This window comes from Cellulomonas rhizosphaerae (genome assembly GCF_003470205.1).
In the GTDB taxonomy this organism is placed as follows: Bacteria; Actinomycetota; Actinomycetes; order Actinomycetales; family Cellulomonadaceae; genus Cellulomonas; species Cellulomonas rhizosphaerae.
In genome coordinates this window covers 14,267-35,618 of record NZ_QWKP01000201.1, presented here as the reverse complement: position 1 = coordinate 35,618, position 21,352 = coordinate 14,267, and the positions used below count along the sequence as shown (strand labels likewise).

The following is a 21,352-nucleotide window of genomic DNA, read 5'->3' as shown; positions in this document are numbered from 1 at the left end:
CCAGCGCGCCCAGCCCGGGCTCGTCGCGACGACGGGCCGGCGCCCGACGACTCGTCGGCCGGCCACCGCGAGCAGCGCCGGCAGCAGCGTCACCGACGCGGCCACCATGACCAGCACGACGAGCGAGATCGCGACGCCGCCCGCCGTCATGAACGGGACCCCCGCGACGGCCAGCCCGAGGATCGAGACGACGACGATGCCGCCCGCGAACACCACCGGCCGGCCCGCCGTCGCGATCGACCGGGCGATCGACTCGTCGACCGCCGTCCCCCGGGCGAGGTTCTCGCGGTGCCGCGTCACGACGAACAGCGCGTAGTCGATGCCCACGCCGAGTCCGACCATCGCACCCAGAACCGGCGCGTAGCTGGGGATGACCATCAGCTGCCCGAGCAACGGCATCGCGCTCACCCCGATGGCCAGCCCGAGGACGGCCATCCCGATCGGCGTCGCCGCGGCGACGAACGACCCGAACGCGAGCAGCAGGATCGCGAGCGCCGCGAGGATGCCGACCAGCTCTCCGACGTTCGTCGGCGGCTCCTCGAAGGCGAAGAACAGGTCGCCGCCCTTCTCGACGCGCAGCGACGGGTCGCCGTCGACCGCCTTGAGGTCGGCGAGGTCGGCCGCGCTGAGCTCGTCGAGCGCCGCGTACTGCACGCGGACGAGCGCGACGCTCCTGTCGGGGGAGACCACCCCGGGCTCGTCGCTCGTCCCGGCCAGGACGCCCGCGGGGTCCGTGGTGCCGAGCACGTGCGGGAGGGCCGCGAGGTCGCGCTGCAGCCGAGCGACGGCACCGGCGTCGATCGGACCGCCGTCCGCTGCGGACACGGCCACGATCGCGGTGACTCCCGCCTGGCCGGAGCCCGCGGCCTCGAGCAGGTCGTTCGCCTGCTGCGAGTCGAGGCCGGGCACGCGGAACGAGTCCTCGAGCTTGGCGCCGAACGCGCCGGAGGCACCAACGACGAGCGCGGCGAGCACGAGCCACGAGGCGATGACCGCCCACGGGCGGCGGGCCGCGACGCGGCCGAGTCGGTACAGCGTCTGCGACAGCATGGGGTGCCTCCAGGTGGGGTGGTCGGTCGGTCCGAGCGTGGCGGCGGGGGCCCGCGGGCCACATCGGCCGCGCAGGCGTCGTCGGCCCGGCCGACGGTCGGTGCGGGCGTGGACCTTTCGGCCGATCCGGCGCGCGGCGGCGATCCCTAGGCTGGGCTCGTGATCCTCGGAGCGTGGCGGCGGCTGTGGGCTGAGCCGCGCGTGCCGAACGCGCCTGCGCGGGTCTGGCGCGACTGGCTGCTCGTCGCGGTGATCGTCGTCTCCGCGGTGCTCGAGGTGGCGCTGCGCAAGGACGTGGTGTGGCCGGTCGTCGCGCTCGTCATGGCGCTCGGCCTCGCGGCGACGATGCTCTGGCGTCGCACCCGGCCGCTGGCGATGGTCGTCCTCACGTTCGGCGCGGTCATCGTCACGTCGCTCGTCTCGGCGGCCGTCGGCACGGAGCAGTCGGTCGGGCTGGGGACGATGGTGTTCGTCCTGGTGCTCGGCTACGCGCTCTACCGGTGGGGCTCAGGCCGCGAGATCGTGATCGGCACGGCCATCGTGCTGGTGTCCTTCGCGCTCGGCATCAGCGTCGACTACACGACCCTCGGCGAGGCGGCCGGTGCCTTCATCTTCATGGCGTCACCGCTGGTCATCGGGGTCTCCGTCCGCGTGGTGGCGCAGTCCCGCGCCCGTGAGCTCGACCAGGTGCGGCTGCGCGAGCGCGAGCAGCTGGCGCGCGAGCTTCACGACACCGTCGCCCACCACGTCTCCGCGATGGTGATCCGCGCGCAGGCCGGTCGCGTCGTCGCGGCGGTCCGCCCGGAGGCCGCCGGCGAGGCGCTAGCCGTGATCGAGGCCGAGGGTTCGCGCACGCTCGCCGAGATGCGCGTGCTCGTCGGCGCACTGCGGGACGGCGACGACGCCCTGCTCGCCCCGGCCCGCACGGTCTCCGACCTCCCGTCGCTGTCCGCCGCCGATCCGCGCGTGGCCGTCCGGCTCTCCGGCGAGCTCGACGAGCTGGGGCCCGCGGTGGGCGCGGCCGTCTTCCGCATCGCGCAGGAGTCCGTGACGAACGCCGTGCGCCACTCGCGCGGCGCGACGCGCATCATCGTCGCCGTCACCGGATCGCCCGACGAAGTCCGCTGCGTCGTCACCGACGACGGCGACACCGTCTTCGCGCCCCGGTCGGCGGGGTACGGCATCGTCGGGATGAGCGAGCGGGCGGCGCTGCTCGGCGGCTCGGTCGCGGCTGCTCCCGGGCCGTCGCGCGGGTGGGTCGTCGAGGCCGTCATCCCGCGGACGGCGGTCGCATGACGATCCGCGTGCTCGTCGCCGACGACCAGGAGATGATCCGCACCGGCCTGCGCATGATCCTCGACGCGCAGCCGGGCATCGAGGTCGTCGGCGAGGCCCCCGACGGCCGCATCGCGATCCGGCTGGCGCGCGAGCTGCGGCCCGACGTCTGCCTGTTCGACATCCGGATGCCCGACGTCGACGGCCTCGAGGCCACCCGCGTGCTGGCCGGCCCGGGCGTCGAGGACCCGATGGCCGTCGTCGTCATCACCACCTTCGACCTCGACGAGTACGTGCACGGCGCGCTCAAGGCCGGCGCGCGCGGCTTCCTGCTCAAGGACGCCGGCCCGGAGCTGCTGACCCAGGCCGTGCACGCGGCCGCCAACGGCGAGGCGCTCATCGCCCCCAACGTCACGGTCCGCCTGCTCTCCGCGTTCGCCGCCGCCCGCCCGTCACGCCCGCCCCTGCAGCCGCTCGACCCGCTGACCGCGCGGGAGGAGGAGGTCCTGCTCACCGTGGCGCGCGGCCTGACCAACGTGGAGATCGCCGCCGAGCTCTACATCAGCCTCAGCACGGTCAAGACCCACCTCCAGAGCCTCATGGCCAAGCTCGGCGCCCGAAACCGCGTGGAGATGGCCATGTGGGCCTACGAAACCGGCCGCGTCCCCACCTGACCGGCCGCGCCGCCCGCCCCCGCCCCACCCCCGCTCTCCCCCGCCGAGAACGACCCTCCGGATCGAGACCGACCGTCCGGATCGGTCGTTCTCACGCCGGACGGTCGTTGTCGATGTGCAGTCGCCTCCTCCGGGACCTGGTCACCAGCGCAGCTCGCGACGCGGGCGCAGCGCAGCCGCCGCTTCGGGGACGAGCTCCGCGACGCGAGTCTCGAAGCCCCGCCGGGACGCGAGGTCTTCCTTCGTTACCCGTAAGGCGCGCCAGCCCTTCTCGACGAGGGCGTCGTGGCGACGCTTCTCGGCGATGAACGTCTCCGTCGCGTTCTCCTCGTACTTCACTCGGCCGTCGTACTCGATCAGCACCTTCCACTCGGGCCAGCCCAGATCGCCGAAGTAGGTGCCGAATCGCGTCACGACCGGGATCTGGGTGGTCGGCTGTGGATACCCGGCGACCAGGAGCCGGTACCGACACATCGATTCGGGCGCCGATTCGGCCCCGTCATCTGCGACGTCGAGGATCCGCGCGGCTCGCGAGTGACCGCGCCCCCCGCGCCTGGCGAACGCGCCGAGCTCGGCTGCTGTGACTCCCGCACGCAGCGCCGCGTCCGCCACGACGAGCGCCTCACCTGCAGGCATGGCGCACATGCAGTCCCACGCCGTCCGCGCCAGGGTCGTCGCCGGCAGGCCGACGACCGTCTCGCGGTCCGCGAGTGGGGGCATCGGGACGTGCCGGAGCAGGTGGGACGCGCCGTGGCCGCTCCGGGACGTCGCTTGGTAGATCTCGACCTTCGCCGCGGTGCGCCACGTCGTCAGGCCATGAAGGAGCGCCGCGGACGTGTGGCTGAACGCATGCTCGCCCTGGAGCTGGTGGTGGGTCGCGACGATCCGTGCGAGCGCCACGTCGCGCGGCGCCTCGGTGGCTCGCGCAAGTCGGTACGCGCCCCGATGTACGGGCACAGCCGAACCCTTGGCGACCAACCGAGCGATCAACTCCCGTGGTTGGTCACGTGCCAGGAAGACACGTGGCGAGCTGCTCGGTGGGTTGAGGCCGGACTGCGACCCGGGACGACGAGGCATACCCGTCAGCGTGGCGCGGCAGCACCGGGCGTGGCGGCTCTCGCGCCGATCTGTGGACAGCCCCCACCGTGAGGCCGCCGAGAACGACCCTCGCGCTCGAGAACGACCCCCCGGAACAGTCGTTCTCGGACGCCGGGGCCGTTCTCGGTGCAAGAGTGGCGAGGTGAGCCGCGGAGCGTTCCACCACGTCGAGGTGTGGGTCGAGGACCTGGGGGCGGCCACGGCCGCCTGGGGGGGGGCTCCTCAGTGAGCTCGGGTATGTGCGGGAGGACTCGTGGCCCAGCGGCGAGAGCTGGCGGCTGGGGGAGGCGTACGTCGTGCTCGAGGCAGGGCCCGACGTGCTCCCCGGCGGCCACGAGCGGCGGCGGCCTGGGGTGAACCACCTCGCCTTCCACGCCGGCACGCGGGAGCAGGTCGACGAGATCGTGGCCGCGGCCGGCGGGCACGGCTGGTCGCTCCTGTTCGCCGACCGGCACCCGTTCGCCGGAGGCCGGCTCCACTACGCCGCCTACCTCGAGGACGCGGCCGGCTTCGAGGTCGAGCTGGTCGCCGACGCCTGACATCCGTTGTGTCGGTGCGGAGGGTCCGACAGGGTGGGGGGATGCGATCGGTGTTAGTCGGGGACGAGGAGATGGATCCGGACGAGCAGCGGCTCGCGCGACAGCGCTGGTCCCCGCCCGAGAACGAGGTCGCGGCCCTCGTCGGCGGTCCGGCGGTGGTCGTCGCGGACGGCGACGCCGCGATCATCCTCGCCGGGGTCGAGCACTACAGCTGCGGGCTGCGGTTCACGCTCCAGCTCAACCGCCGCGTCGAGCCGCCCATGGATCGCGCGAGGCACGGGTTTCCCAGCGAGCTGTTCGTCGGCGTCGAGCTGGCTGACGGCACGAGGGTGATGGAGAACGACTTCCACCGGACCGGCGCGGAGAGCTTCGCACTCAGCCAGCGGGGCGGGGGTGGAGGTGGGCGGACCTACGAGATGGCGTACTGGTTGGCGCCCGCGCCGCCCGACGGGGCGGTGACCGTGGTGGTCCACGCCCCCGACTACGACCTGCCCGAGGGGCGCGTCGTCGTGGCCGCTGACGACCTTGCCGCGGCCCGCGCGCGCGTCGTCGAGCTGTGGCCCTGGGAGCCGGACCCGCCGCACAGCCACGAACCACCCCCGCGCCCCACGCCGCCGCCCGGCGGCTGGTTCGACCACGAGAGCGAGTGATCATGGACTGGACCCTGGAAGTCGTCGTCGTCCCCGTCAGCGACCTGGCCGCGTCGATCGCGTTCTACCGCGACCAGGTCGGCTTCCACCTCGACCACGACACCGAGAACGAGTTCATGCACGTCGCCCAGCTGACCCCGCCGGGCTCGGGCTGCTCGATCGTGATCGGCAACCTGCCCTCGCAGAACGAGATGGCGCCGGGCTCGCTCAAGGGCCTGCAGCTCGTCGTCTCGGACGCGGAGGCGGCGCGGGCGGAGCTGGTCGAGCGCGGCATCGAGGCCTCGGAGATCATGGTGATCGACGAGCGCGACGGCGGGACGTTCTTCGGCTTCGCCGACCCCGACGGGAACACGTGGGCCGTGCAGCAGATCCGGGCCCGCGCGGACAAGCCGCTGATCCCGGTCGAGGCGCGCGGGAGGTTCGGGGAGTGAGTCAGGCGCCCCGGCGCCGGCCGAGCGCGTATCCGCCGACGGCTCCGAGGGCCAGCAGTCCGACGGCGACGAGCGCGAGCCCGACCCAGTCCGTCGTCGTGAGGATGCCCGGCGAGTAGACCGACTCCGACAGCGGCGCGTAGGCGAACCAGCCGAACGTCGCGCTACGGGACGAGTGCCAGACGAGCCAGCCGCCGCCGACGACGAGCAGGACGGCCAGCACTGCGACCGCGGGGAGGGTCCGTCGAGATCGGGTCATGCCCGGATCATGGCGCGACCCGCGCAACGGGTCAACGGGTCAGTGTCGCCTCGCGGTACCACGCGACGTACGCCTTGCCCGGGCGCCCGGTCCGGCGCCGGAAGGCCGAGCGCCGCAGCGTCGTCGGCCGCAGGTTGATCCAGCTGCCCTTCGGCAGACCGGTCACGCCGACCGGGACGCGCTCGTGGTCACGCCGTGCGTCGCGGTTCTGCGAGGTGAAGCGGGCCACCTCGCAGGTCCGCCCCGACGCGGACAGCACCAGCACCGGGCGGTCCTTGCTGCCGCTCCCGTCCTCGAACGGCACCTGCGCGAACCAGACCTCGCCCACGCGAGGCCGCGGTCGCCGCGAGCGCCAGAGCAGGGCCAGCACGACGACGGTGCCGGCGGCCCACCACGTCCAGGAGATGTCAGCCATGCGCGGGAGCATAGGAGACGGTCCGCCGGATGAACGGGATCGCCCCGATCGCCGGCGTGAGCCGCCCCTGGTTCGCGCGCAGCCCGGAGACCACGGTGAGCACCAGGCCGTAGACGCTGACGAGGAACAGCACGGTGATCGCGATGCCGATCGGGAAGAACGTCGTCGACCCCTCGCCGTCGGCCAGCGTGAAGAGCAGCAGGATGTGCGTGCCGAACAGCAGGACCGAGTAGAGCAGCAGGCTGAGCCGCCAGTTCGCGGCCCGGCGGGCGACCTCGTGGCCGAGCGGCGTGAGCGTCTGGCGGACCGAGCTGCGGTAGACCATGACGGCGACGGTCGCGACGATGTTGCTGATGATCGGGATGAGGATCAGCACCAGGAGGCCGAGCCACCACGCGATCGCACCCGTCGCGGGGCGGCGCTGGACGTACATCGGCGGCGGGTAGGCGGGCCCGGGGTAGGGCGGCGGCTGGGTCATGCGGGCCATCGAACCATCGTCGTCAGGCGTCCAGCAGCGACTCGAACGGTGCGACCGGCACCAGCCGGGCCGCGGCGCGCGCGAGATCCTCGTCGAGGGTGACGAAGTAGTCGGCCTGCAGGCGCGTGAGCGCGACGTACTCCGCGTCGTAGGTCGAGCCCACCCTGAGCTCGTCGGCGATCTTCCACGCCTGCCCCCGCAGGACGGCATCGCCGAGCAGCCGGATCCGCATGCGGCCCACGGCAGCGACGCGCGCGCGGGCCTCCGACGACGAGAGCTCGCCGCGGTGCACCGCCTCGTGCATCGCGGACAGCACCTGCGAGCGCAGCAGCGTGGGCGCGAGCAGATCGTGCGGGACGACGGCCTCGGTGGCGGCCAGCCGCAGCGCGGCGCCGGCATCGATCACGAACTTGGTCACCCGCTCGACGCTAGTGGGCGCCGTCCTCCGACGCATACCCCGCGAACCCCGCGAGGAGGTCGGCCCGCGCAGCCGTCCACCGTGGTTCGTCGGCCGTCCGGACGAGCCAGTCGATCGTGGTCCCGATCGTCTCGGCGTACGTCCCGACGGGCTCGTACCCGAGCCGACGGGCGGCGGAGGTGTCCAGCTCGAACCGGGCGCCGGTGCTCCACGGGGTCCGCCCGAGCGGCGGCGTCGGGTCGTCGAGCAGCACCTCGTCCCACGCGTGGTCCAGGTGTGCGCCGATCGTCGCGGCGATGGTGCGGACGTCCGACGCATCCGGATCGGCCGCGTTGAGGATCCGGGCACCGGGTCGGGCCGCGACGACCTCGACCAACGCGGCGAGGTTGACGGCAGCGGTGGTGTGGTCGACCCCCAGCCCGCGGTCGGCGAGCAGCAGACGGCGTCGGCCGTCGAGCGCGCGGCGGACGAAGAACCACTCACGCACCGACCCGACGCCGTGCACCTTCGACGCGCGCAGGATGCTCACCGGGAGGCCGCTCTCGAGCAGCACGCGCTCGGCCGCGACCTTGTGCGCCCCGTACCCGCCGGGGCTCCGCGCCGGGGCGTCGCCCGGTTCCATCGTCAGCGCGCCCTCCGGAACGGGCTCGCCGAACCGCGGTGCCACCGCCGAGTTCATGTGGTTCCCGGCGGCGTCGACGTAGACGGCCTTGCTGGAGATCATCACGGACGAGCCGACGTCGGTGAGCAGGGGGAGCAGGAGCTCGGCGTCGGCGGCCGTGAAACAGAGGCAGTCGACGACCAGGTCCGCACCGGGGCCCAGCGCTCGCCGGAGTGCACCGGCGTCGTTCCGAGCCGCGACGTGGAAGCGCGTGCCGACGACGGCCGACGACGCGTCGCGCCCGGTGACGTCGACGGACCACCCCGCCGCGAGGAGCCGCCGCGCGACCGCCGACCCGACCAGCCCGGTCCCGCCGAGGACGAGCGCACGCTGCTGCATCGGGCCACCCTACGAAGAGGGTGCGACGATCGCCCCATGCCCAGCACCCTGCTCATGAAGTCGCTCAGCGGCCTGCACCGCGCGGCCCTCAGGCTGACCGGCGGCCGGCTGGGCGCCGAGCTGGGCGGCAACCCGTCGCTCGAGCTCACCACCACGGGCCGGCGCACGGGCAAGCCGCGCGTCTCGATGCTCACCTCGCCGCTGCGGGTCGGCGACGCGCTCGTCGTCGTCGCGTCGCGCGGTGGCGACGACTTCGACCCCGCGTGGTTCCTCAACCTGCGCGACGACCCGCACGTGCAGGTCGCGCTCGCCGGCGGCCCGCGCCGCCCGATGGTCGCCCGGATCGCCGGGCCCGACGAGCGGGAGCGGTTGTGGCCGCAGATCACGGCCGCCCTGTCCAACTACGCGACCTACCAGTCGCGGACCGAGCGGATCATCCCCGTGGTGCTGCTGGAGCCGGCGGCCTGACCGCGACGAACCGCTCGACGAGCCGGAACCGGCTCGCCTCCTGCTCGGCCACGACGAGACCCGCGTCCGGCACGACGAGGACCGGGCGGCGACGATGGTGCTCGCCCGAATCGCGCGGCGCGGTCGCGTCGAGCAGGCGCTGGAGCAGGCGGAAGGCCCCGGCCGACGAGACCACGTGGTCCGCCACCACGAGACGACCCCCGGGCGCCAGCACGCGCCCCATCTCGCGCAGCGCGACCCGCTCGTCGGGCACCCCGCACAACGAGAACGTGCACAGCACGGTGTCGAACGACCCGGACGCGAACGGCAGGGCGGCGACGTCGGCCTGCAGCAGGTCGATCCGGACGCCCACCTCGGCTGCCCGACGAGAGGCCGCGGCGAGCATCTGCGCGCTGAGGTCCACGCCCGTCAGGCTCGTCGGGCGCGCGGCGTAGTACGGCAGGTTCGCACCCGTGCCGATCGCGACCTCGAGCGTCCGCCCGACGACCCGCTCGGCCGCCCACGCCCGCGCCGGCGACAGCAGCCGCCGCTCGACGAGCGCGGTCTTGCGGTCGTACGTCGCGGCCTCCCCGTCCCAGTACGCGGCGCTGCCCATCCAGGCACCGTGCCACCGGGCGGGCGGGGCTGTCGACCGCCAACCGCGGGCGGCATCTCCACCGCGGCGGCCCCGTGCCCTAGTCTCTGGCCATGCTCATTCTCGGCCTGATCCTCTTCGGCATGCTCATCGGTGCAGCGGCGCAGCTCATCCTCGGCAGGGAGGGCAAGCGCATCGACTGGACGATGGCGATCATCGCTGGCCTCGTCGGCTCGTTCGTCGGCGGACTCCTGTTCAGTCTCCTCGCGGGTGACGGCCTCGAGATCCACCCGAGCGGCATCATCGGGTCCATCGTGGGCGCGATCATCGTCACCGCGATCTGGCGCTGGACCCGCGGCCGCAAGGCTGTGTGAAACTCCCGCGACGCGAGGCGCGCATGGGCATGACCTGGACGCCTGCTTCGCCGAGGTCCGCGAGGCGATGCGCGGCCTGCGCTAGCCAGTCGGCTCGTGGCGCAGCAGGTCCGCCGGCTGGCAGTCGAGCGCCTCGCACAGTGCCTCGAGGGTGCTGAACCGCACGGCCTTCGCCCGGCCGTTCTTGAGCACCGCGAGGTTGGCGGGCGTGATCCCGATGCGGTCCGCGAGCTCGCCCACGGACATCCGCCGGCGCGCGAGCATGACGTCGATGTCGACCACGATCGGCATCAGATGACCTCGTCGAGCTCGGCCCGCAGTGTGGTGGCCGTCGTGTCGAGCGCGACCGCCTTGACCAGCAGCGCGCGCAGCACGACGACGAGCAGGGCGATCCCCGCCGTGCCGACACCGCCCGTGACGACCAGCAGCACGAACCCCGGGGGCACGGTCTCGCCGGGCGCGAGCACGAACGAGAGCACGACCGCCAGCAGCGTCGCGGCGACCGCGGAGCCGATCACGACGTCGACGTAGCGGAACGCCGCCGCACTGAAGACGGTGTCCCGGTCGACCATCGTCAGCAGCCGCCAGATGCACACGAGCGCGACCTCGACGGTGAGGACCCCCGCGATCCCGAGGACGACGACCGCCCAGCGCAGGAACGTCAGGTCGGGGTGCTCCTCGGCGATGTCGATGCCGAGCAGCGGCAGGATCATCACCTGCACGAGGATCAGCCCGACGAACAGCGCGGCGATCAGGCCGCGCAGCGTGAGGACGGTCGCATGGCGCATGGGGGGAGCTCCGATCTATCGAGAAACGATAGAAAGGTATCGCCCGACGATAGATCTGGCAACCCTCAGGGGTAGAGGACCAGCGGCAGGCCGAGAGCGGCGACGTGGTGCGCGCCGACGAACGCGTTGATCTCCGCGATACGGCCGTCGACCACCCGGAGCACGTCGACGACGAGCGCGTCGTACGCCTGCGCGCCGCGCAGGTAGTTGGCCAGCGCCGGCCGGCCGTTCGCGCTGGTTGGGATCGTCCGCCAGTCCATCGGCCGCGCGAGGAACTCCGCGACGGCCTCGAGCCCGACGACGGCATCGTCGGGCGGCATGGTGATCCGCACGTCGTCGGCCAGCAGCAGGGCGAGCGCCTCGGCGTCGGTCGCGGTGGCGTAGCGCCGCAGGATCTCCTCGTCCGCCGCCGTCAGCGCGGGCCGGCGCCAGTGCTGCGGGTCGGCCGGCGCGTGCCGCCGGACGGTGGCCCGGGCGCGCTGGACCAGGCTGTTCGCGGTCGCGACCGACGAGCCGAGCGCCCCGGCGAGCTCGGCGGGCGTCCACCCGCTCACGTCGCGCAGCACGAACGCGGCGCGCTGCCGCGGCGGCAGGTGCATCAGGGCCGCGATGAGCGCGAGCTCGACGACCTCGTCGGCCGCGACCTCGTCCTCGAGCGTGGGGTACGGGCCGATCGTCGTGCTCGTCTCGAGGACGTCGCCCACGGGTGACGTGCGGCGCGCGGCCGCCTTCTGGGTGTCGAGGAAGATGTTCGTGGCGATCCGGTAGAGCCAGGTGCGGACCGACGCGCGGTCGTCGAAGCCGTCGCGGGCGCGCCAGGCGCGCAGGAACGTCTCCTGGACGAGGTCGTCCGCATCGGCGACGTTGCCGGTCAGCCGGTAGCCGTGCGCGCGCAGCTCGCGGCGGTGTCTCTCGAAGTCGAGGGCGGCCATCGCAGCACCCTAGCGACGGCCGACCGATGACGATCGGCGGCTGCCTCGTCGGTACGGGGGAGACCGAGAGGCAAGGAGCCCCGATGAACATCCCGACGATCGTCGACCGCGAGACCTGGCACGCCGAGCGCAACGCGCTGCTCGTCCGAGAGAAGGCGCACACCCGCGCCGGCAACGCGCTCGCCGCCGCCCGCCGCCGCCTCCCGATGGTGGAGGTCGACGCGAGCGTCCGCCTGGTCGGCGCGCACGGCCCGACCGTCCTGGGCGAGATGTTCGAGGGCCGCGACCAGCTCCTCGTCTGCCGGCACATGTGGCACCGCGGCCAGGGGTTCGAGGACCAGTGCCGCGGCTGCACCGCGACCGTCTGGAACTTCCAGGACGCCACCTACCTCGAGGCGCGCGGCGTCACGTTCGCGATCTGGTGCGAGGGGCCGTACGACGAGTTCGCGCCGTTCCGGGAGTTCATGGGCTACTCCGCGCCCTGGTACTCGCTCGACGGGATCGACTCGCCCGGCATCTCCGACGGCTGGCTCACCGCGTACCTGCGGGTCGGTGACCGCATCTTCCAGACGTACGACACCGACGGCCGCGGGTGCGAGGCGATGATGCCCGCGCTCCAGCTGCTCGACATGACCGTCTACGGGCGGCAGGAGCAGTGGGAGGATTCGCCCGAGGGGTGGCCGCAGGACCCGACGCAGAGCTGGTTCCGGCGTGCCGGGCGGCCGATCCCGCAGTGGACCCGGCCCGGCGTGACGCCGGTGCGGGGGAAGGACGTGCAGGCGGTCTCGATCGGGCCCCGGCCCTGACCGGCCGCGACCGCTTCGCCCCGGTATATTCCCGCCCGGGGGCTCATTCGCGGTCGCCGGGGGGAGGTGGCTCGGTGCGGGGACGACGACTCGGCGCGGGGGCGGTGCTCGTGTGCGCCCTGGCTGGGTGCACCACCTCGACGCCGACGCCAGCCGCCACCGTGCCGTCCACGGCGCCCACTCCCGTGCGCTCGGCGACGATCGATCCCGCGGCGGCTGCCCAGAAGCAGAACGTCGACGACGCGCGGGCGGCCCTCGCGACGTTCAACGACCTGACGAACAGCACCGCGCAGGCGGGGTACGACGCCGAGCCCCTCAGCCCGATGATGACCGGCGAGCTTCGCCCGGCGGTGATCGTCGCGTACCGCGACTACGCCGAGCGGAAGCTCAAGCAGACCGGGACGAGCACGATCGACGCCGTGACGATGGTGAAGTACGAACCGGGACCGGCGGGTGCGGGCAAGGAGCGGGTGACCCTGGACGCGTGCCGCGACAACTCCGGGATCGACGTCGTGACGCCCGACGGGAAGTCGGCGATCTCCGACGAAGGTCCCGACCGGTTCGTCGTCACGTACGTCGCCGCGCACCAGGAGGACGACAGGTGGACCTTCGACAGCGCTACCCCGGACCGGGAGCGCGCATGCTGACCGTCGTGCGTCGCCTCGTGGTCGCCCTCGCGGTGGCCGCGCTGTGCGTGACTGCGCCGGCGACGGGTGCCTCGGCGGATCCCGAGTGTCACGTCAACCCGTTGACGGGTACGTGCGTCATCGAGGTCACGGACCCGGGCGACCCCGGGGACCCCGACGACCCCGGCGACCCCGGCGGTGGCGGTGGGGGCGGCCCGCGGGTGTGCGAGGACTGGGACGGCCCGATCGACTGCGAGAGCGAGCTCGGGACCTGGGACAACGACCGCAGCTGCTACCTCGAGGTCGCCGACCCGCAGCCGCCGAAGAGCGACCCCGCGTGGGAGGGGAACTCGGACGGCGAGATCTACCGCTGCATGATCCCGAACCCCGCCTCCCCGGGTTCGTGGTGGACGACGTACGTCTGGCTCGGTGAGCCACCCGAGGCCGGTCCCGACCCTGCCGTGCTGGCTCAGCAGGCGGTCGCCCAGATGACGCTGCGTGCCGGCGAGATCGGCATGAACCCCTCGGGCGAACCGGAGGCGATCTCGATCGTCGGCGTCCCGACGTGGTTGTGGGTCGCGGACCCCGACGAGCACACGGTCGGGCCGATCACGCGCAGCGTCACCGCGGGTGGCACCACCGTCACGGCGACCGGGACGCTGGACGAGATCGTGTGGGACATGGGTGAGGGCCACGAGGTGACGTGCGACGGCCCGGGGACGCCCTGGAGCGAGGGTCGCAGTGACGACGAGGCGACCTGCTCCTACTCCTACGCCAGGTCGTCCGCTCGTCAGCCCGACCTCGAGTACACCGTGACCGCGACGTCGAGCTGGACGATCGCGTGGGAGGGCGGTGGCGAGAACGGCACCATCCCGCTGAGCTTCACGCGCTCGGCCCAGGTGCAGGTCGGCGAGATCCAGGCGATCACGATCGGTTGACCCGGGGCCGGCCCGCCGAACGCCGGACAGGGCCCCGCTCGCTCCGCTATCTTGCCGCTGTGCTCCGGTTGCAGGGGCGGATGCGAGGGGGAGCACGTGCGTTACCTGCCGGTCCTGATCGAGCTCGGGCTGCTCGTCTACTGCCTGATCGACTGCATCCAGACGGACTCCTCGCAGGTGCGTAACCTGCCCAAGGTGGTGTGGGTCTTCCTCATCGTCCTGGTGCCGGTCGTCGGCGGGATCGTGTGGCTCGTCGCGGGTCGCCCGCAGGCCTCGTCGTCCGGCCGCCAGGTGCCCTGGCCCTCGACGAGGACCGCGGGTTTCCCGGAGTACGAGCGGCCTCGGGCTTCTTCGCCCGACGACGACGCCGAGTTCCTCGCGACGATGAAGAAGTCCGACCAGGACCACGAGCAGATGCTGCGCGACTGGGAGCGGCAGCTGCGCGAGCGCGAGGCGAAGCTCAAGCCCGAGGACCCTGCGCCCTGAGCGTTCCGCTGCGCAGCTTGCGGGAGTAGGTTCCGCGCATGGACTCTTCGTCCTCGACCCGGGTGCCCGGGCGGTTCGTGCCCGCGAGCGGCGGGCACGTGCCCGTGCGCGTCCGCGGCTTCCTCGACGCATCGGCCCCGGCGCGCGCCGCGCACGCCGACCGCGGGTTCGCCGTGGTCCTGGCCCGCAGCGAGCACGACGTGGTGAAGGTGCTCGACGGTGGCACGGTCCTGGGCTTCCTGCCGCCGGCCTGGTCGCAGCTCGTCGACTTCGAGCTCTGGTCGTGCGAGCAGGCGGGCGAGCCCGCGCTGGCTCGCGCGGTGCTCGAGGGTCCTGCCGGCGAGCGGGACCTGTTCGTCATGCTCGACTGGCCGCGTCGGCGGGCCTGAGCGACTCAGCCGCGCAGCGACGCACGGGCGGGATGGCCCGCGGGGTAGAACGCGCGCACCCAGTCCGGGAACTCGTGCACGAGCCGGTCGTAGAGCTCGGAGTCCGGCACCGCGTCGATGTCGTCGAGCGCGAAGAACCCGGTGTTGTCGACCGCGCGCCCGGCCAGGTCGTCGAGGCGCGCGAGGATCCCGTAGTTCGACCGGCCCAGGCCGATGAACTGCCAGAAGACGGGCGACGGGACGGCGGCGCGGATCGCGGCCTCGGTGCGGCGGTTGTCGGTCACGCCGCCGTCGTGGAAGAAGAGCACGAGGGTGGGGACGTCGGGCGACTGGGTCGCGACGAACCGCAGGACCTCCTCGATCGCGGCCGGCTCGTTGTTCGTCCCACCCGCGTCCGCGGGCCGCTTGGCCGTGTACGCGGCGAGCCACTGCGGCAGATCACCGACCTGCAGGTCGTCGACGCGCAGGGCTCGCGCCCCCATGAGGAACATCTGCATCTCGGCGTCGTCGTCCATCGCGGCCGCGACCGGCATGACGCGCTCGACCGCGCGCGCGAACACCCCGCGCCGGTACATACCGGCCGTCGACCCGCTCACGTCGAGGACACCGATCACCCGGGCCTTGAGGCCCGACGCGCCCTTCTTGCGCAGCGAGACGGTGACGAGGTCCTTGCGCAGGTTGAGCGCCTGACGCATCTCGGGCGGCAGCCTTTCCTCGCCCTTGATGAGGCTCACGGGTGCGGGCGCCGGCGGGTCGTCGGCGACGTCGACGCCGAAGTCGCGCGCGAGGCCGGCCAGCCCGTCGGAGTAGCCCTGGCCGACGGCCCGGACCTTCCACGCACCGCCGCGCAGGTACAGCTCGCACAGCACGAGCGCGCTCTCCGTGGTGGACGCGGCCGGCGCGAACGACGCGGTCAGCGATCCGGACGTGAGCGTGAGCGCGACCCCGGCGACCTGGCCGAACGTCTGCCCCGTGACCGCGGGCGAGGCGACCAGGGCGACCCGCTCCGCTCCGCCGCGCAAGCCGGTCAGGTCGACCTCCAGCACGCTGCCGCCCAGGCGCGCGCCGGGTGCCGAGGGCTGGTTGAAGAACACCATGTCGGCGTCGCCGTCGACCGTGCCGGACGCGCTCAGGACGAGGGCCGTGAGGTCGACCGCGCCGCTGACCTCCACCCGGACGCTCGACGACGGCAGCGGGAGGTTCTGGCCGGGGCTCAGGACGGTCACGTGCCGAGGGTAGGGCTGAGCGGGTCGACCGTGCGGGACACTCGCCTGTATGGCCGATGCGACGAAGGTCGACCTCAAACGCGAGGTCGAGACGTACTCCGCCCACCGCGGGGTGTTCGCGGTCGTGACCGTGCCCGCCCTCCGGTTCCTCATGGTCGACGGCCACGGTGACCCGAACACGTCGCCGGCCTACGCCGACGCGCCCGCCTCGCTCTACCCGCTCGCGTACGGCGTGAAGTTCCTCAGCAAGCGCGAGCTCGGCCGCGACTACGCCGTGATGCCCCTCGAGGGCCTGTGGTGGTCGCAGGACATGGACGCGTTCACCGCCCAGCGGGACAAGTCCCGCTGGGACTGGACGCTCATGACGGTGGTCCCCGACTGGATCACCGCCGAGCACGTGGAGGCGGCGCGCGCGGCCGTCGCCGGGCGCGGCGGCGCGCCGGTGCTCGACGCGGTGCGGCTGGAGGCGTACGACGAGGGCCTCAGCGTCCAGACCCTGCACGTCGGGCCGTACGACGACGAGGGGCCGGTGCTCGACGCGATGCATCACGAGTTCATCCCCGCGCGAGGGCTGCGCAGGACGGGCAGGCACCACGAGATCTACCTCAGCGACGCGCGCCGGACCGCACCGGCCAGGCTCCGCACGATCCTGCGCCAGCCCGTCGCCGAGGTTCAGCCGCCCGAGAGCCCGCTCGCGAGCATGGACGCGTCGCCGTCGAAGCGGCGCAGCGTCGCGGGTGCGGGGAACGGGAGCACGTAGGTCTCGGTGAGGACGTCGATCGCGCCGAAGTCGTCGCCCTTGACGACGACGCGCTCGGGCGTGACCTCGACGATCCGCACGCGCTCGCCGGTGCCGTCCGGCAGCTCCAGCAACCAGATGTCGGCGAGCCAGTGCAGGCCGCGCTCCTCGAGCGCCTCCTCCGCGGCCAGCCAGTCGACCGGGCCGGTCGCCTCGCGGCCCAGGGCGTCGAGGGCGACGAACCCGTCGCCCTCCGGCCGGATCCATCCCAGGCGCTCGCGGTCGCCCGCGCGGCGGTGCTCGATCCAGCTCTCCGGGGGCATCGGCCGATCGTAGGCACAGCGCTGCCCCGGGGTCGCCCCCGGGGCAGCGGCTGCGTGGTTCAGCTCGTCGGGAAGCTGTCCGGCGTCACGATCCGGCTTCGCACGAACTGGCCGGACTGCGTGAGCTGCCCGGTCCCGTAGCTCGAGCCCGAGCACGTGCCGGGCTTGAACGCGGCGCTGCTCTCGTCGGCGTCGGAGTACGTCCAGTTCACGTAGCTGATCTTCAGCGAGTCGAGGAGGTCGAGCCACGTGGTGGAGCTGCCGATGTCGACCGTGCCGCCGCCCGTCGCGCTCGTCGTCCCGAACTCGGTGACGAAGATGGGCAGCTTGCTCGCCGCGTTCCGGACCTCGTTGCGGTAGTTGTCGTAGTGCGACGCCGCGTAGAAGTGGAACGTGTACATGATGTTCGAGAAGGCGATCGGGTTCGCGACGATCTCCGCCGAGCTCGACCCGTTGGACACCCCGAGCGAGGACCACCCGCGCGTGCCCACGATGATCACCGCGTCAGGGTCCGCCGCCCGGATGATCGGGATGACCTGGTTGGCGTAGGTGCGGATCTGGTCCCACGAGACGCCGTTCGGCTCGTTCGCGATCTCGTAGATGACGTTCTTCTTCGCGGCGTTGCGCGCCGCCACGTTGCGGAAGAAGGTCTTCGCGTTCTCCAGGTTGGCGTTCGGGTCACCCGGCGTCAGCGTGTGGAAGTCGATGATCGAGTACATGCCCCGCGACTCCGCCTGGTCGACGAGGTCGTTCACCTTCGCCGTGAAGCCGGCGGGGTTGGTGACGTAGCCGTCTTCGTTGACGTACATCGCGATGCGCAGGACGTCGGCCTTCCAGTCGTTCGCGAGCGTGTTCAGCGAGCTGGTGTTGTAGCAGGCCGGGAACCACTGCAGCCCGTGGGTGCTCACGCCCCGGAGCTGGATCGGCTTGCCGTACTGGTTGCACAGGTTCACGCCGCAGACCCGCAGCTGGCCGTTGATGGCGAGCGGGGTCGTGCCCGTCGGGGGCGGGACGGTGGGCGTGGCCGTGGGTGTCGGTGTGGCGGTCGGCGTCGGTGTGGCCGACGGTGTCGGCGACGTCGTCGCGGAGCCGGTGCAGGCCACGCCGTTGACCGTGAACTGCGTCGGCGCCGGGTTGCTGCCGCTCCACGACGCGTTGAAGCCGAACGACGCGGTGCCGCCGGTGCGGACCGAGCCGTTGTAGCCCGCGTCCCGCGCCGTGACGGTGGCGCCGGTCTGGGTCGCGGTCGCGTTCCACGCCTGCGTGATCTTCTGGCCCGACGAGAACGTCCAGCCAACGGTCCAGCTGGTCAGGGGGTCGCCGAGGTTGGTCAGCGTGACGTTGGCGCCGAATCCTCCGCCCCACTGGCTGCTGACGGCGTAGTCGACCTTGCAGCCGGCGGCTGCCTGCGCCGACGTGCTGGCGATCGTGCCGATCCCCGCCAGGGCCAGGGTGGCAGCGGCCAGGAGGGCGGTCGCCCGGGTGCGCTGGGACATGGGTCTCCTCGTCATTGAGTGAGTGGTTTCCCGGGACGCGCGGCATGGCTCGGGGGTGTGCGCGGTCCGGTCCGAGCCAGCCTGCGCCGGGTGGCGCCCCCTCGCCACTGCTCCAGGCACGGCGAATCGTTTAAGCCTCGATGTGGGTCACCAGCGCCGGATCTCGCTCGCCTTGGGACCGGCCACCAGCGTCCCGGGGGCGACGTCGTCCGCCACGACGGCCCCGGCGGCGATCACTGCGTCACGGCCGATGCTCACCCCGGGCAGGATCGTCGCGCCCGCGCCGATCCACACGTTCTCCGCCACGTCGATGGGAGCGCCCGTGAGGTAGAGCTTGCGCTCGGCAGGGTCGACGGGGTGCCCGCTCGTGATGAACCTGGCCTGGGGTCCGACCATCACGCGTTCCCCGAGCCGGATGCCCGCGTAGTCGAGGAACGTGCAGTTCTGGTTGATGAACACCCGCTCGCCGAGCTCGAGGTGGAGCCCGTGATCGGTGAAGAACGGCGGGTAGATCGTGGTGCGCGCGGGCAGCGGTCGCCCGAGGATCTGCTCGAGCAGCGCCGCCTTGCCGGCCTCGTCGTCGAACAGGAGCACGTTGAGGCGCGAGGTGAGCGCGGTGACCTCCAGGACCCGGTCCGCCATGGCCTGGAACTCGGGACCGTGGATCCGCATGAGGCGATCGCTCACGGCACCAGACCCAGCTCGCGCGCGAACGTCCGCACGCGCTGTGCCATCGCGTCCGGCACCTCCCCGACGGCGAAGTGGCCGCCCTCCGGCAGCCGCTCGAACACCCGCAGGTCCCGGTAGAACCGGCGCGCGACCGACTCCGGGTTGTCGTGCTCGTGCTTCTGGACGAACACCGCGGTGGGCACCTCGACCGGCGGGATCTCGGCGTCGCCCCCGTCGAAGTACGACCCGAACGAGGTGGCGATGCTCTGCGTCGCCCAGTAGAGCGTCGCCTCGGTGAGGATCCGCTCGCGCGAGATGCGCTTCTCCACCGCCGCCGGGTCGCCGTCCGGGGTTTCGCTCCACTCGACGAGCTTCTCGGTGAGCCAGGCGAGCAGCCCGGCCGGCGAGTCGTTCAGCCCCGCCGCGAGCGTGTCGGGGCGCGTGCCCTGGAGGTGCGCGTAACCCGCCTGCTGGTACCAGTCCGCGGCCATGCGGTCGTAGAACGCGCGCTCGGTCGGGTCGGTCGTCGCGTCGCGTTCGTCCTGCGGCAGGAAGTGGGCGTGCGTGACGACCAGCCCGACGACGGCCTCGGGGTGGGTCGCCGCGACGAGGTCGCTGACGTTCGCGGTGAGGTCCTCGCCGTAGGAGAGGTAGGTCGAGTAGCCCAGGACATCCGTCATGAGCGTGTGCATGAGCTCGGCGAGGCGCTGCTCGGTGATCGGCTCGTCGAGCGGTGGTGAGAACGCGAACCCGGGCAGGCTCACGACCACGACGTCGAAGTCGGGGAGCAGGTCGGCGAGGTCGAGCTGCAAAGCGAAGGTGTGCGGCCAGCCGTGCATCACGAGCAGCGCGGGCGCACCCGGGGTCGTGGACCGCTGGTGGGCGATGTGCAGCGTGGTGCCGTCGACGTCCGCGAGGAGCTGCGGGTGCTCGTTCAGCCACGCCTCGCGGGCGCGCCAGTCGAAGGTCTGCCACGACGCGACGAGCTCGCGCAGGTACGCGCTGGTCATGCCCGACGCCGGCCGGCGCGCCGAGTCGTCGAGGAAGCGCGTGCGCGCCAGCCGGTCGCGCAGGTCGTCGAGGACCGGCTGCGGGACGTCGATGGCGAACGGTCGGACGGTCATCTGGTCACGGTACGAGCGACCTCCGACACTCACGCCGCCAGGTGGAACGTGCTTGCGAACCGGTCGAGCAGGTCGCCGCGCCCGCGCAGCACCTCGACCACGCCGGTCGCGATCGCGCGGTCGGGTGCGAGCTCGCCCGAGATGAGTCGACGGATGTCCGGGCCCGCGGCGAAGGCCAGGTCGACCGGCCCGTCCCCGCGCGTGACCACGAGGCTCGGACCGTCCACCCGGACCAGGAGCTCGGCCGGCCCGAGGTGCGCCGCGTAGGCGGTGGCGGGCAGGCCGGCCGCCACCTCCGGCTGGAAGGCCGTGCGCAGAGCCATGGTCATCGAGTCGGGCGTGATGACCTGCTCCTCGCGCGGATCGCCCATCGCCTTGAAGCCCCAGGCACCGAGCGCCAGCACCACCGGCTCGAGCTCGTACCCGTAGGGGGTCAGCTCGTAGATGATGACGCGCGAGCGGGGCACCCGCCGGATGATCCCGGCGGCCTGCAGGTCCTTCAGCCGCGCCGCCAGGATGTTGCTCGGGATGCGGGGCAGGCCCGCGGCGAGCTCGCCGTAGCGGCGCGGCCCGACGAGCAGGTCGCGGACGACGAGCAGGGCCCAGCGCTCGCCCACGAGCTCGAGAGCTCGCGTGACGCCGCAGTACTGGCCGTACTCGCGTGCAGCCATCAGGCCTGCTGGTCCGCGAACGCCTCGGGCCCCTGGGCGGCGGCGACGGGGTCCATCCAGCCGAACTCGAGGATGTTGCCGTCGGGGTCGGCGAGCTGGCGCTGGTACATGAAGCCGTAGTCGGAGGCGGGTCGGTCTTCGGACCCGCCCGCGGCGAGGCCGTCCGTGACGGTCGCGTCGACGGCCTCCCGGCTGTCGAGGAAGATCGCGGTCGACACCGAGGGGTTCGACTTCGGGTCGCCGATCGGCAGGTCGGTGAACGTCTGGAAGTACTCGCGGACCAGGATCATGAAGTAGCTGTGGTCCTCCTCCACGATCACGCAGGCCGCGTTGTGGTCGGTGAACTGCGGGTTGATGGTGAACCCGAGCGCCGTGTAGAACGCCTTGGCGCGATCCAGGTCGGTCACCGGCAGGTTGACGAACATCGCGGTCATGA

General features: G+C 72.6%; 31 protein-coding genes. 13 read left to right on the top strand and 18 right to left on the bottom strand.

All coding sequences use genetic code 11. The features are described 5' to 3' along the window. Positions 1–1,050: MMPL family transporter (locus D1825_RS11345; protein ID WP_199721572.1), on the bottom strand; the 1,050-nt coding region annotated here is incomplete at its 3' end. A gap of 159 nt (positions 1,051–1,209) precedes the next feature. Between D1825_RS11345 and D1825_RS11340 the strand changes: the two genes are divergently transcribed. Next, entirely contained in the window at positions 1,210–2,346 is a 1,137-nt protein-coding gene (locus D1825_RS11340; protein ID WP_118767534.1) for a sensor histidine kinase, read from the top strand. Then, positions 2,343–2,999 (top strand): response regulator, encoded by a 657-nt coding sequence (locus tag D1825_RS11335; RefSeq protein WP_118767533.1) that lies wholly within the window; start codon positions 2,343–2,345, stop codon positions 2,997–2,999. The genes D1825_RS11340 and D1825_RS11335 overlap by 4 nt, the downstream gene beginning before the upstream one ends. A 141-nt stretch (positions 3,000–3,140) precedes the next feature. Here the strand turns inward: D1825_RS11335 and D1825_RS11330 are convergent, their stop codons facing one another. Continuing rightward, positions 3,141–3,956 (bottom strand): hypothetical protein, encoded by an 816-nt coding sequence (locus tag D1825_RS11330; protein WP_138067600.1) that lies wholly within the window; start codon positions 3,954–3,956, stop codon positions 3,141–3,143. A 380-nt stretch (positions 3,957–4,336) separates the two neighbouring features. Here D1825_RS11330 and D1825_RS11325 point away from each other — a divergent pair, with 380 nt between their 5' ends. From D1825_RS11325 to D1825_RS11315, 3 genes are read left to right on the top strand one after another with little or no spacing between them, the layout of a single operon-like run. Beyond that, complete coding sequence (locus D1825_RS11325; RefSeq protein ID WP_233549838.1) at positions 4,337–4,636, top strand: VOC family protein; 300 nt, start codon at positions 4,337–4,339, stop codon at positions 4,634–4,636. Positions 4,637–4,677: 41 nt separating this feature from the next. Further along, positions 4,678–5,286, top strand: a complete 609-nt coding sequence (locus D1825_RS11320) for a hypothetical protein (protein ID WP_138067598.1) — start codon at positions 4,678–4,680, stop codon at positions 5,284–5,286. Positions 5,287–5,288: 2 nt separating this feature from the next. Next, complete coding sequence (locus D1825_RS11315; protein ID WP_118767538.1) at positions 5,289–5,717, top strand: VOC family protein; 429 nt, start codon at positions 5,289–5,291, stop codon at positions 5,715–5,717. Position 5,718: 1 nt separating this feature from the next. Here the strand turns inward: D1825_RS11315 and D1825_RS11310 are convergent, their stop codons facing one another. The 5 genes from D1825_RS11310 to D1825_RS11290 are packed head-to-tail and all read right to left on the bottom strand — an operon-like array spanning position 5,719 to position 8,287. Then, on the bottom strand, positions 5,719–5,976 hold the full coding sequence (locus D1825_RS11310) for a hypothetical protein (RefSeq protein ID WP_138067596.1): 258 nt from the start codon (positions 5,974–5,976) through the stop codon (positions 5,719–5,721). A 31-nt stretch (positions 5,977–6,007) separates the two neighbouring features. Beyond that, a complete protein-coding gene (locus D1825_RS11305; RefSeq protein ID WP_233549836.1) occupies positions 6,008–6,391 on the bottom strand; it encodes a type II toxin-antitoxin system PemK/MazF family toxin in 384 nt (127 codons plus the stop codon). Beyond that, positions 6,384–6,878 (bottom strand): DUF4870 domain-containing protein, encoded by a 495-nt coding sequence (locus tag D1825_RS11300; RefSeq protein ID WP_118767528.1) that lies wholly within the window; start codon positions 6,876–6,878, stop codon positions 6,384–6,386. Before D1825_RS11300 ends, D1825_RS11305 begins: the two co-directional genes overlap by 8 nt. Before the next feature lie 13 nt (positions 6,879–6,891). Further along, a complete protein-coding gene (locus tag D1825_RS11295) occupies positions 6,892–7,287 on the bottom strand; it encodes a type II toxin-antitoxin system VapC family toxin (RefSeq protein ID WP_118767527.1) in 396 nt (131 codons plus the stop codon). A 10-nt stretch (positions 7,288–7,297) separates the two neighbouring features. Next, the gene (locus D1825_RS11290) at positions 7,298–8,287 is read right to left on the bottom strand and encodes an NAD-dependent epimerase/dehydratase family protein (protein WP_118767526.1); all 990 of its coding nucleotides are present in this window, start codon (positions 8,285–8,287) and stop codon (positions 7,298–7,300) included. A 36-nt stretch (positions 8,288–8,323) separates the two neighbouring features. Between D1825_RS11290 and D1825_RS11285 the strand changes: the two genes are divergently transcribed. After that, on the top strand, positions 8,324–8,755 hold the full coding sequence (locus D1825_RS11285) for a nitroreductase/quinone reductase family protein (RefSeq protein ID WP_118767525.1): 432 nt from the start codon (positions 8,324–8,326) through the stop codon (positions 8,753–8,755). Here D1825_RS11285 and D1825_RS11280 read toward each other — a convergent pair. Next, on the bottom strand, positions 8,721–9,350 hold the full coding sequence (locus tag D1825_RS11280) for a class I SAM-dependent methyltransferase (RefSeq protein WP_118767524.1): 630 nt from the start codon (positions 9,348–9,350) through the stop codon (positions 8,721–8,723). The genes D1825_RS11285 and D1825_RS11280 overlap by 35 nt on opposite strands. Positions 9,351–9,442: 92 nt before the next feature. Between D1825_RS11280 and D1825_RS11275 the strand changes: the two genes are divergently transcribed. Continuing rightward, positions 9,443–9,703 (top strand): GlsB/YeaQ/YmgE family stress response membrane protein, encoded by a 261-nt coding sequence (locus D1825_RS11275; protein WP_118767523.1) that lies wholly within the window; start codon positions 9,443–9,445, stop codon positions 9,701–9,703. An 81-nt stretch (positions 9,704–9,784) separates the two neighbouring features. On the opposite strand, the gene D1825_RS11270 is transcribed toward D1825_RS11275, so the two are convergent. The 3 genes from D1825_RS11270 to D1825_RS11260 all read right to left on the bottom strand — a co-directional run bounded on the left by D1825_RS11270 (position 9,785) and on the right by D1825_RS11260 (position 11,423). Then, positions 9,785–9,994, bottom strand: coding sequence for a helix-turn-helix domain-containing protein (locus tag D1825_RS11270; protein ID WP_118767522.1), 210 nt, complete (start codon positions 9,992–9,994; stop codon positions 9,785–9,787). Next, positions 9,994–10,491, bottom strand: a complete 498-nt coding sequence (locus D1825_RS11265) for a DUF2975 domain-containing protein (protein WP_118767521.1) — start codon at positions 10,489–10,491, stop codon at positions 9,994–9,996. The genes D1825_RS11270 and D1825_RS11265 overlap by 1 nt, the downstream gene beginning before the upstream one ends. A gap of 65 nt (positions 10,492–10,556) precedes the next feature. Next, positions 10,557–11,423 carry an RNA polymerase subunit sigma-70 gene (locus tag D1825_RS11260; RefSeq protein ID WP_118767520.1) on the bottom strand — a complete coding sequence of 289 codons (867 nt, stop codon included), beginning with the start codon at positions 11,421–11,423 and terminating at the stop codon, positions 10,557–10,559. 83 nt (positions 11,424–11,506) lie between these two features. Between D1825_RS11260 and D1825_RS11255 the strand changes: the two genes are divergently transcribed. From D1825_RS11255 to D1825_RS11235, 5 genes are all read left to right on the top strand, one after another. Next, positions 11,507–12,229 carry a DUF899 family protein gene (locus tag D1825_RS11255; protein ID WP_118767519.1) on the top strand — a complete coding sequence of 241 codons (723 nt, stop codon included), beginning with the start codon at positions 11,507–11,509 and terminating at the stop codon, positions 12,227–12,229. A gap of 74 nt (positions 12,230–12,303) precedes the next feature. Beyond that, positions 12,304–12,876: a hypothetical protein gene (locus tag D1825_RS11250; protein ID WP_138067594.1), complete on the top strand. Its 573-nt coding sequence runs from the start codon at positions 12,304–12,306 to the stop codon at positions 12,874–12,876. Next, positions 12,870–13,793 (top strand): hypothetical protein, encoded by a 924-nt coding sequence (locus tag D1825_RS11245; protein ID WP_118767517.1) that lies wholly within the window; start codon positions 12,870–12,872, stop codon positions 13,791–13,793. Before D1825_RS11250 ends, D1825_RS11245 begins: the two co-directional genes overlap by 7 nt. A gap of 96 nt (positions 13,794–13,889) precedes the next feature. After that, a complete protein-coding gene (locus D1825_RS11240; RefSeq protein ID WP_118767516.1) occupies positions 13,890–14,279 on the top strand; it encodes a PLD nuclease N-terminal domain-containing protein in 390 nt (129 codons plus the stop codon). 38 nt (positions 14,280–14,317) lie between these two features. Continuing rightward, positions 14,318–14,668 (top strand): hypothetical protein, encoded by a 351-nt coding sequence (locus D1825_RS11235; protein ID WP_138067592.1) that lies wholly within the window; start codon positions 14,318–14,320, stop codon positions 14,666–14,668. A 5-nt stretch (positions 14,669–14,673) separates the two neighbouring features. On the opposite strand, the gene D1825_RS11230 is transcribed toward D1825_RS11235, so the two are convergent. Continuing rightward, the gene (locus tag D1825_RS11230; protein WP_233549834.1) at positions 14,674–15,894 is read right to left on the bottom strand and encodes a VWA domain-containing protein; all 1,221 of its coding nucleotides are present in this window, start codon (positions 15,892–15,894) and stop codon (positions 14,674–14,676) included. Positions 15,895–15,943: 49 nt separating this feature from the next. On the opposite strand from D1825_RS11230, the gene D1825_RS11225 reads away from it, so the two are divergent. Beyond that, positions 15,944–16,654, top strand: a complete 711-nt coding sequence (locus D1825_RS11225) for a GyrI-like domain-containing protein (RefSeq protein WP_118767513.1) — start codon at positions 15,944–15,946, stop codon at positions 16,652–16,654. On the opposite strand, the gene D1825_RS11220 is transcribed toward D1825_RS11225, so the two are convergent. The 6 genes from D1825_RS11220 to D1825_RS11195 form a co-directional block, all read right to left on the bottom strand. Next, positions 16,567–16,956 (bottom strand): hypothetical protein, encoded by a 390-nt coding sequence (locus D1825_RS11220; protein WP_118767512.1) that lies wholly within the window; start codon positions 16,954–16,956, stop codon positions 16,567–16,569. The two genes, D1825_RS11225 and D1825_RS11220, sit on opposite strands and share 88 nt — an antisense overlap. A gap of 59 nt (positions 16,957–17,015) precedes the next feature. Continuing rightward, the gene (locus D1825_RS11215; RefSeq protein WP_118767511.1) at positions 17,016–18,452 is read right to left on the bottom strand and encodes a cellulase family glycosylhydrolase; all 1,437 of its coding nucleotides are present in this window, start codon (positions 18,450–18,452) and stop codon (positions 17,016–17,018) included. Positions 18,453–18,599: 147 nt separating this feature from the next. After that, a complete protein-coding gene (locus D1825_RS11210) occupies positions 18,600–19,139 on the bottom strand; it encodes a DapH/DapD/GlmU-related protein (protein WP_233549833.1) in 540 nt (179 codons plus the stop codon). Continuing rightward, the gene (locus D1825_RS11205; protein ID WP_118767510.1) at positions 19,136–20,245 is read right to left on the bottom strand and encodes an epoxide hydrolase family protein; all 1,110 of its coding nucleotides are present in this window, start codon (positions 20,243–20,245) and stop codon (positions 19,136–19,138) included. Before D1825_RS11205 ends, D1825_RS11210 begins: the two co-directional genes overlap by 4 nt. A gap of 29 nt (positions 20,246–20,274) precedes the next feature. Further along, complete coding sequence (locus tag D1825_RS11200) at positions 20,275–20,916, bottom strand: winged helix-turn-helix transcriptional regulator (RefSeq protein ID WP_118767509.1); 642 nt, start codon at positions 20,914–20,916, stop codon at positions 20,275–20,277. Then, positions 20,916–21,350 (bottom strand): VOC family protein, encoded by a 435-nt coding sequence (locus D1825_RS11195; protein WP_118767508.1) that lies wholly within the window; start codon positions 21,348–21,350, stop codon positions 20,916–20,918. Before D1825_RS11195 ends, D1825_RS11200 begins: the two co-directional genes overlap by 1 nt. Positions 21,351–21,352: the final 2 nt, after the last annotated feature.